Raw genomic sequence first — 7396 nt, 5'->3', positions numbered from 1 at the left:
GATGGAGGCTTTTAAGCGGTGTTGAACCAGATATCCTCTCAGAGTTTAACTACACCTATTGGCGCTCAAAATCGGCAAATTTTAGTAAATTTCAGTGTTCCTCTATCCCCATTACTCCCATTCTCCCTAAATCGTTAATATAGTATACTTTGAAACAGCCCTGCTCCCAGGAGGGGAAGTAGGGAATTTGAGCAAGGCTCCAAAAATATTGCGCCTTAAAAGGCGGGGTTGCACGACCAATGTTAGTTTTGATAAAAATGACCCTGATTTTGGTTTCTGTGTATCGTTACCTTTAGCGGTATTACTCAATAGCACTCAACACTCAGCACTCAGCATTAGCACTTTTTTTTACGTTTAGGACGGGAATTTAAACCCCTCCTAAACTATCCTGTACTTGGGGTTGCCGGGGTTTAACGAAGTCAGAAGTCAGAAGTCAGAAGTCAGAAGTTAACCCACCCCTAACCCCTCCCAACCCACCCCTAACCCCTCCCAGGAGGGGAGGGGAAGTCGGGGATTTGAGCAAGGCTCCAAAAATATTACGCCTTAAAAGGCGGGGTTGCGCGACCCATATTATTTTGATAAACCCAAAGTCAAAAAGCTTAAGCAAAGTTGAAGCGCTGAAATGCTGATAGCTGATAGCTGATAGCTGATAGCTAGTTAAGTAAGAAGAAATGACATCAGAAACCAAAAAATAACTCAAACAACTACAATATTTAAAAAGGTCTAAACAACCCAAACAAATTTAAGAAAAAACTATGTTTAATGCCACTGAAGTATTAATTAATTCATTTGTCGAAAAAATTAAAGATGGCTACCGTCGTACTTACGGCGGTTATAAGTCTAACTACGAAGAAATTATTGGTTGGGCAGGAAATATGGCACTAGAAAATATTGCCAATAGTGATGCCCTTTACCATAATGTAGAGCATACAATTCTGGTGACTCTTGTAGGCCAAGAAATTCTACGAGGAAAACATATTCGAGAAGGAGGAGTTGCCTGTGAAGATTGGTTACATTATATTATCTCCTTAGTTTGCCATGACATTGGATATGTAAAAGGGGTTTGTCAGAAAGATAAAAAAGGATGGTACGCTACAGGTAAGGGAGATGAAATGGTTAATTTGCCATTAGGTTGTACAGATGCTAGTTTAACACCTTATCATGTGGACCGGGCAAAATTATTTATTAATGAGCGATTTGGCGGTCATAAACTAATTGATGTAGAAATAATTAAATACAATATTGAGCTAACGCGTTTTCCTGTTCCGAAAGAATCAGATCATCAAGATACTGTTAATTATCCTGGTTTAGTACGAGCAGCAGATTTAATTGGCCAGTTAAGTGACCCCCGCTATCTCAATAAAATTTGTTCTTTATATTATGAATTTGAAGAAACAGGTTTTAATGAAAAAGTAGGGTATAAAAATCCTAGCGATCTGCGCGATAATTATCCGCAATTTTTCTGGCAAGGAGTTCATCCTTATGTAAAAAATGCTCTGAAATATTTGTCATTAACACAGCAAGGTAAGCAAATTATTGCTAATCTTTACTCTAATGTATTTGTAATAGAGCATGATCCTTTATCTAATAAGGTTGCTGTTTAATAATTAATAATTAATAATTAATAATTAATAATTAGGGCTTGCTGATTAAATATCAAGTTATTGACTGATATTGGTTTGAGAAGTAGGGTGCGTTAATGAAATGTAACGCACCATCTATCTCAAATATTTCGGTGCGTTACGTCATACTAACGCACCCTACTGGACTGTTTCACCTAAAACTGTGCATTAGATTTGTCATTGCGAACGAATGTGAAGCAATCTCAGGCCAACTTCCTATTGCACCATTTAAGATGAAACAGTCCACTACATTATTTAATATTTATTTTACTGCTTTCTCACTTACCGAAATTTTACCGAAATATTGTGGTTTAAAGTCTCCCCTTTTAAGGGGACAATAAATAAAAATTTTCCTGCTCGTCAATCCTCTTCTTTTCAAGGAGAGGTAATTCGCGCATTCTAAATTCTAAATTCTAAATTCTAAATTCTTGAAGATGAATGTCAAATTTTCACCTATTCAACAATTTCTAATTACATGGCTATTATTATTAGTAGCAGGATGGTTAACAATCGAAGCAATTAGTTATGTAGGTGAAATAGTTAGTATTCTAATTACAGCAGGATTAGTAGCATTTTTGTTAAACTATCCAGTGTCTAAACTACAAAAAATTTTGCCCCGAAGTTTGGCAGCAGGTTTAGTATATTTAACCGCTGCTTTAATAATATTATTTATCGGCCTAACTATTGTTCCACCAGTTCTTAATCAAGCTCGACAATTGTGGTTGAAATTTCCCGAATTATTAGAATCGGCAAAATGGCAATTAACAGAATTTCAAACCTGGAGTGAAAATAATAATTTACCCTTCGATGTCGGTATTTGGCAACAACAATTACTAGCAGAATCCCAAGAACAAATACAAGCGATCGCTACTACCAGTTTTGGTTTAGTATTAGGAACAGTTAACTGGTTTTTCGACTTAATCTTAATCTTAGTAATCTCCTTTTATATGCTCTTAGATGGAGAAAGAGTTTGGGATAATCTGACAAGTATTATTGTGCCAAAAGTACGGGATGTATTTACAAAATCCCTAGAAGTTAATCTGCAAAGTTTTGTTTCTGGACAGTTGTTATTAGGTTTATTTATGGCAACTACCTTATCTTTTGCTTTTTGGCTTCTTGGTGTTCCCTATTTTCTACTATTTGCAGTATTTATCGGTGTAATGGAATTAATTCCATTTATTGGCGCAACTTTAGGCATTGGCACTGTAGGCATTATAGTAGCAATTATTAATTGGTGGTTAGCCTTAAAAGTATTAATCGTGGCGATCGCTCTCCAACAAATTAAAGATAATATAGTTGCCCCAAGAATTATGGGTAATTTAACCGGACTTAGCCCAGTAATTATTTTTGCAGCATTACTATTAGGTGGTAAAATAGGAGGACTTTTGGGAGTAATATTAGCAATTCCACTCACTGGAGTTTTAAAAAGTATTGTAGAAGTGGTACTAAATCCAAAATTACCACCCCAAACAGGCTCTTTTTTTTATCTAATGTTCTAATGTTGGCATTTATACCCGCGCTCTCCTGCAAGGGAGCGTCGTATAGGAATGCCAACCCATGTTATAATAAAACCGCGAAAGTATTAATAGTAGATCAAAAACATTGAAATCTAGATACAAATATCGCATCTATCCTAATCATATTCAAATAACCAAATTAAATCAACTTTTTGGTTGTTGTCGATATGTCTGGAATCAAAGTTTAGCATATTGTAATCAACTATATATTGGTGGTCAAAAGAAACCTAGCTATGTAGATTTAACTAAACAATTCATAACTCAAGCTAAAAAAGAATTGCTTTGGCTGAAAGATGTAGCTTCTACACCACTACAACAATCTTTGAAAGACTTAGACCAGGCATATAAAAACTTTTTTGATAGTTGTACTGGAAAACGTAAAGGAATTCAATTCAAACCTCCTAAATTTAAGTCAAGAAAGTCTAGGCAAACTGCTAGATTTGTAGGGGGTAATTACAAGATTTGTCAAGACAAAATCTATCTGCCAAAAGTAGGTAAGATTAAAATATTTTGGTCAAGAAAACTACCATCACACCCTAGCTCTGTAACTATCATTAAAGATTCATCTAATCGTTATTTTGCTAGTTTTGTTGTAGAAACTTGTACAGAACGTTTGCCAAAGTCTGGTAATTCTATTGGGATTGATTTGGGTATTAGCACATTTGCCACATTGAGCAATGGCGAGAAGTTTGAAGCTCCTAAACCCCTCAAAAAAAACCTCAAGAAATTAGGTAAATTTCAACGTAAATTTGCCAAAACTCAGCTAGGTAGCAAACGTCGTGAAAAGGCAAGGGTTAGAGTTGCTAAACTTCACGCAAAAGTCAAAGACATTCGTACAGACTTCCTTCACAAGTTATCGACTGATTTAGTTAGAAAATACGACACAATTGTACTAGAAGACTTAAATGTTTCTGGTATGGTTAGTAATCGCAAATTGGCTAAAGCAATTAGTGATTTAGGATGGAGAGAATTTAGGACTTTAACTGAGGCTAAATGCGAGAAATATGGCAGGGAATTTGGAACTATTTCTAGATGGGAACCTACTTCTCAAAAATGTTCTAATTGTGGTTTTAAAGGTGGCAAAAAAGAGCTAAATGTTAGGGAGTGGACTTGCTTAAATTGTGGCACTTTGCACGATCGTGACATAAACGCTGCTATCAATATTTTAGAAGTTATTCAGCCAAAAACCAAGGTTGAAACTACTGAAGCTAAAGTAATAGAAACTCCTGTACAATTATCACTTTTCAATGAAGTCGCCGAGGGGCACTCGGAGACAATTAAACGGACACGGAGCCGTCGTAAGTCATCCCCTAAAAAGGACGCAAATGGCAATGATGTGTCAACCCGCTCGGAGTCACCAATTCAACTTCGGTTGTTTGATTGATAGATGGGAATCCCGCGCTGTAGCGTAGGTCAGCTTCGGGAGGATGTCAAAATCCTATGAATGAAGAACATGAATTATCAGAAATAGAAATAAAACAATTAAATCAAAAAATTTCTCCCTAACTTACTCCTCCTTCCCTCTTCTTCTTCTTTCCTTCTTCCTTCTTCCCTCTTACTTCTTCCTTCTTAAAATATGAAATGGTGGAAAAATCTTAAAAAAAATCCTCTAGCAAGATTTGGTGCATTATTACTATTAATTTTTTACATAGTAGTAATTGCTGCTGATTTTGTTGCCCCTTATGATCCCTACGCATCCCAACCTAATGGTTCCCTATTACCACCCACTAAAATTTATTGGCAAAACCAAACAGGTGATTTTATTGGACCTCACATTTACCCCACAACTCAAGGGCCAGTAGACTTAGAAACTGGACTTCGTAAATTAAACGTAGACTTAGATAAACCATCCCCTCTCAGTTTATTTGTTAAAGGAACACCCTATAAACTATTTGGCATATTGCCGCTAGATCGACATTTATTTGGCAGTACAGGTGAAGCAAAATTTAACTTATTAGGCACTGATGAACAAGCAAGAGACCAATTTAGTCGTCTAATTTTTGGCGGTCGTATTAGTCTATTTATTGGTTTAGTAGGTATTATGATTTACTTTCCTCTAGGAATGATTATTGGAGGAATTTCCGGTTATTTTGGTGGTTTAGTAGATAGTATTTTGATGCGTTTTGCTGAAGTATTAATGACAATTCCAGGTATCTATTTGTTAGTAGCATTAGCTGCTGTATTACCACCTAGTTTAACTAGCGCTCAAAGATTTCTATTAATTGTAGCTATTACTTCATTTATTAGTTGGGCAGGGTTAGCAAGAGTAATTCGTGGACAAGTGCTATCCATAAAAGAACAAGAATTTGTCCAAGCTGTGAGGGCAATGGGAGCAAATTCTTTTTACATCATCATCCGTCATGTTTTGCCTCAAACTGCAACATACATAATTATCTCAGCCACTTTAGCCATTCCTAGCTTTATTATCTCAGAATCAGTTTTGAGTTTGATTGGTTTAGGTATTCAACAACCAGATCCATCTTGGGGAAATATGCTATCTTTAGCCACGAACGCTTCAATTTTAGTATTACAACCATGGTTAGTATGGCCACCAGCACTATTGATTATTTTGACAGTATTAGCCTTTAATTTATTAGGAGATGGGTTGCGAGATGCTCTAGATCCAAGAAATTTGCAAAGGTAATATTTAAAAGTCAAAAGTCAAAAGTCAAAAGTCAAAAGTCAAAAGTTGGGAGGTAAGCATTCAGCTATTAGCAGTCAACTATCAGCAATAAGTAATTATTCATTACTTATCAGGTTTAAAAAAGGGACTTTGGCAGTAAATTTTTATTCTTTCTCAATTTCAAAGGTTGCTTTTATTCTCCAAAATTAATAGCTGTTAACGCAGTTCCTCCCTAGGAGGCTAGCTAATAGCTGACGGCTGAATGCTTACGTTAGGAGGAAGGCTAATTTTGTGCAAAATTTGTATTGAAGTGGCACGCCTGAAATGGTGCAATAGTATTTACAATTAGTTGGGGTTTAAGTCCCCATCCACTTCTTCTTTCTTCCTTCTTCTTCCTTCAATTTAAACAATTTTTTGACGATAAAATATGACCTTTGCATAGCATTCTGTAGGAAAGTTTCTCCCATAGAAAGCTAACTGATAACTGATAACTGACAACTGAAATGACTACTACTTTAAAACCTAGATCAGATATAGCGACACAATTAGTAAATGGAATTCTCTCCATTAAACCACTCGCTAATTTTGCAAAAACTCAAGCACGAAAGATGATTATTAAACGTGCAGAAAAAATTGGTGTACCTTGGCGCAAGCAAGTCAAAGAACTTTCCGAACGTAATTGGAATAAAGAATGGGAAGTAGTAAATAATCCTAATTTGCTTTATCCAGAATATTACTTTACTTCATTTCATGCTTATGAAAAAGGTAATATGAGTTGGGAAGCTGCTATAGAAGAAGAAGTAGCTGCTTTGGCAGTTCATGCTGGTATTTGGCCGGAATCGGGTATTGATGGAGATGCTAGACTTCGTAAAAGTTTTCTTGATATTCTCAAAGTAGAAATTTCTACACCAAAGAATATTTTAGATTTAGGATGTGGTGCAGGGTTAAACACTTTTTCCCTACAAAAAGTTTACCCAGAAGCTAAGTTGACAGGAGTAGATTTATCACCTTATTTTTTAGCAGTTGGTTTGTATCGTTCCCAACAACAAAATTTAGATATTAATTGGGTTCATGCTGCTGCGGAAGAAACTGGTTTACCTGATGCTTCTTTTGATTTAATTTCTATCTCTTTAGTCTGTCATGAACTGCCACAAACTGCTACTAGAAAGATATTTCGGGAGGCAAGGCGGTTATTACGTCCGAATGGCAATATTGCAATTATGGATATGAATCCTAAATCAGAAGTTTATGCCACAATGAAACCTTATGTTTTTACTTTGTTGAAAAGTACGGAACCTTATCTAGATGAATATTTCACTTTAGATATTGAAAAAGAGTTGATAGATGCTGGTTTTATGACTCCCAAAATAATTTGTAATACTTATCGTCATCGCACAGTAATATCATCTCCAGTAGAACAATTATAATAGGGCTTCGTAGTTAGGCTTAAGCAATAATACAAATATTGTATGAGCTAAAGCCCAACTACAAACAAATACAAATTTTATTATAACTAAATTATCTACAGCACTTTGTGACTCTATGAGGTACACCCCGAAGCGGGCAAGATGCCTAAACGCAGGCAAGATGCCCACGCTACATGGTTTTCACCATTTACCCTGTACATCATTTGA

Annotated in this window: 5 protein-coding genes; all 5 read left to right on the top strand. The window is 35.8% G+C overall.

The features are described from left to right. Nucleotides 1-755 precede the first annotated feature (755 nt). The 5 genes from F6K54_RS36495 (at nucleotide 756) to F6K54_RS36475 (ending at nucleotide 7189) form a co-directional block, all read left to right on the top strand. Nucleotides 756-1604: an Npun_R2479 family HD domain-containing metalloprotein gene (locus F6K54_RS36495; protein ID WP_293088775.1), complete on the top strand. Its 849-nt coding sequence runs from the start codon at nucleotides 756-758 to the stop codon at nucleotides 1602-1604. Between the two features lie 452 nt (nucleotides 1605-2056). Continuing rightward, complete coding sequence (locus F6K54_RS36490) at nucleotides 2057-3121, top strand: AI-2E family transporter (RefSeq protein WP_293088773.1); 1065 nt, start codon at nucleotides 2057-2059, stop codon at nucleotides 3119-3121. A 103-nt stretch (nucleotides 3122-3224) separates the two neighbouring features. After that, nucleotides 3225-4523 carry an RNA-guided endonuclease TnpB family protein gene (locus F6K54_RS36485; RefSeq protein WP_293088772.1) on the top strand — a complete coding sequence of 433 codons (1299 nt, stop codon included), beginning with the start codon at nucleotides 3225-3227 and terminating at the stop codon, nucleotides 4521-4523. Nucleotides 4524-4715: 192 nt separating this feature from the next. Then, on the top strand, nucleotides 4716-5783 hold the full coding sequence (locus F6K54_RS36480) for an ABC transporter permease (RefSeq protein ID WP_293088770.1): 1068 nt from the start codon (nucleotides 4716-4718) through the stop codon (nucleotides 5781-5783). 482 nt (nucleotides 5784-6265) lie between these two features. After that, a complete protein-coding gene (locus tag F6K54_RS36475; protein ID WP_293088768.1) occupies nucleotides 6266-7189 on the top strand; it encodes a class I SAM-dependent methyltransferase in 924 nt (307 codons plus the stop codon). The last annotated feature ends 207 nt before the right edge of the window (nucleotides 7190-7396 follow it).

It is taken from the genome of Okeania sp. SIO3B5 (assembly GCF_010692555.1).
Classification (GTDB): Bacteria; Cyanobacteriota; Cyanobacteriia; order Cyanobacteriales; family Microcoleaceae; genus Okeania.
The sequence above is the reverse complement of the archived record's forward strand: the minus strand, read 5'-3'. Positions and strand labels throughout refer to the sequence as shown.

Bases quoted from the DNA above. Each gene is read 5' to 3' on its own strand.
- F6K54_RS36490 (WP_293088773.1), top strand. From the start codon at position 2,057: ATGAATGTCAAATTTTCACCTATTCAACAATTTCTAATTACATGGCTA.
- F6K54_RS36475 (WP_293088768.1), top strand. From the start codon at position 6,266: ATGACTACTACTTTAAAACCTAGATCAGATATAGCGACACAATTAGTA.
- F6K54_RS36495 (WP_293088775.1), top strand. From the start codon at position 756: ATGTTTAATGCCACTGAAGTATTAATTAATTCATTTGTCGAAAAAATT.
- F6K54_RS36480 (WP_293088770.1), top strand. From the start codon at position 4,716: ATGAAATGGTGGAAAAATCTTAAAAAAAATCCTCTAGCAAGATTTGGT.